This is a genomic window from Photorhabdus noenieputensis (assembly GCF_018448935.1).
Taxonomy (GTDB): Bacteria; Pseudomonadota; Gammaproteobacteria; order Enterobacterales; family Enterobacteriaceae; genus Photorhabdus; species Photorhabdus noenieputensis.
Genome location: NZ_RCWC01000134.1, coordinates 1 through 1,060, shown reverse-complemented (window position 1 = coordinate 1,060; position 1,060 = coordinate 1). Strand labels below are relative to the sequence as shown.

Below are 1,060 nucleotides of genomic sequence, written 5' to 3'. Positions count from 1 at the left end.
CAGTAATATGCCTTCGAATTAATAGATTCATTAATTTCACACACGGTTAATGAATAATTCAATCCTCCCTGCGGGTGCATATTAAAATCAAGTCTTTTTTTATCAAATAGCACAAAATGTTTAATGACAACGGCGAAACTCATTATATCTAAACCAAACTTAAACAGAATGTCATTTGTTTAGACAAAAAGATCGCATTGATTAAAATAATATGATAGTGACTCACTATACAGATATTTACATTTCTCATAAGCCTAACAATAAAATATACTTTTACTTTATTTTCAATATGTTAATTAATTAGCAAAATACAACACCGACATTATTCCACCCTTATTATGATTCAGGTTCATTATCATCAATACGTTACCGACACGTAAAAAAGAATGATTATCAATTATAGTATGCGAATGAGAACAGATTTCATTATTGAGAATAATGTCATCGAAAATAGCCTCCCATTGATTCAGGACAGCGATTACTCTGCCTCATCACAAAGCATTAAATATAAATAAGAATATCATGACGATATGATTATAAGATATTGAAGTCGAATGAAGAGCAGAACTCAATGACATATTCCGTCAATAGTCTGGAATAATACCAATATCACTGTTATCTCTGCCTCAGCATTATTCTGTCAAATAAGCGATTATTCTGTTTCCCAGTCGTCGTTATTTCTCTCCGGCTCAGGCAGAGGATTGCCCGTATTCTCCACAAAAATCGTTTTCGGCAATCTAAACCCCCGCAGTTTCAATAACGCCAGCGGCCCTTTCCCGACTTCGGTCCGCAATACCCAGGTCAGCGGCAACCCTTCCGGCGTGGTAAATGTCAGCCGGTAACGGCTTTCATCCAGCATCTTCACCTGAGCCGCCTCCAGCCAGCGCATCAATCCCCACGCCCCCGGATAGTCGCCATACAACCGCGCGCCAGTATTCACCCCGGTCCAGGTCAGCGCCACCCCGGGATTATCCTCGTCCCCCGGCCAGCGTAAACGCTGCCAGCTCTCCCTCTGGTTAAAGTAACGCAACCGCTGACCGTCTATCGTCAGGTCCGTTTC

General features: G+C 41.0%; 1 protein-coding gene. It reads right to left on the bottom strand.

All coding sequences use genetic code 11. The features are described 5' to 3' along the window. Positions 1-652: 652 nt before the first annotated feature. On the bottom strand, positions 653-1,060 hold a 408-nt coding region (locus tag EAE91_RS23510), incomplete at its 5' end, for a type VI secretion IcmF C-terminal domain-containing protein (RefSeq protein WP_280520312.1).